Origin of the sequence: Cereibacter changlensis JA139, assembly GCF_003034985.1 — a bacterium.
In the GTDB taxonomy this organism is placed as follows: Bacteria; Pseudomonadota; Alphaproteobacteria; order Rhodobacterales; family Rhodobacteraceae; genus Cereibacter; species Cereibacter changlensis.
This window is the reverse complement of sequence record NZ_PZKG01000379.1, coordinates 1-902: the sequence shown is the minus strand read 5'-3', so window position 1 is coordinate 902 and position 902 is coordinate 1. Positions and strand designations below refer to the sequence as shown.

Below are 902 nucleotides of genomic sequence, written 5' to 3'. Positions count from 1 at the left end.
GCCGATCAGGCCAGCCGGGCCGAATGGGTCGAGCCGACGAAGTCGCCCGAAGGGCAAGCCCGCATGCGGGCGCAGTCTCGACACGTTCGGCCCGTGTGCGCCGGGTTGCCGGGTGCCCCCTCGATCTGCCTCGCCGTCGCCAACTCTGGGAGCCGCCGCCAGATCTGTGCTCTGCCGCGGCCCATCAGGATCAGTCTTTCGTCGGCTGGACCGTCACAGGGAACATCGGGAACGCTCCGCTGTTACTTGCGTGGGCTGGTCAACACATCATCGTGATCCGCCGCGCCACCGCCGATCTGCCAGATCAAGCGAGAAGGATAGCTCTGCCATGACGCCGCGCCATGAACAGAGAGAGGTGTCTCCAGACGTGCGGGCGCTACTGGACGCGGCAAGAGCCGAAGCCGCCGCAAAACGTTCGGCCCGACTGGAGGCTGAGGATTTGCGGAAGGAGACGCTACGGGCCAAGGTGAGAAAGCGCCATATGCACGAGAAGGTCCACAGTGTCGTGCTGATCGCGATAATCGCGGTGCTTTGGGGCGTTGCGGTGCTGGCCTGCTGCCGTGGCGATTTTCTGCCGCGCCTTTGACGCTTGGCGCGACCACGCCAAGCCCTTCAGCCCATAGGTCTCGAGATACTTGCGTCCCGGGTTGCGAGCAGGCGCATGACCAGCTCGCAACCGGAAGCCGGGCGCGGGCTAGTCCCCGTCGTAGTAGCCTGGCCGGCTCGCCAGCGCCTCGGCGATGAAGATCTCGGCCAGCAGGGGAAATTTCCGCTCCAGCCGGCGGCGCAGGTTCGTCCTGCGCACGCGGCCCTTGGCGGCTTTGCTCCAGCGCCGGATCGGCTTCTGTGTGACCAGCTCCCAACAGATCACGTATCCCGCGCCGGCCACCCATTGCGCCATC

1 protein-coding gene and 1 pseudogene are annotated in these 902 nt (G+C 66.1%); one reads left to right on the top strand and one right to left on the bottom strand.

The window, feature by feature from the left end:
* Positions 1-328 precede the first annotated feature (328 nt).
* Complete coding sequence (locus tag C5F48_RS24190; protein WP_107666172.1) at positions 329-586, top strand: hypothetical protein; 258 nt, start codon at positions 329-331, stop codon at positions 584-586.
* 108 nt (positions 587-694) lie between these two features.
* Here the strand turns inward: C5F48_RS24190 and C5F48_RS25545 are convergent.
* Positions 695-902 (bottom strand): annotated as a pseudogene (locus C5F48_RS25545) (hypothetical protein); the annotation flags it as partial.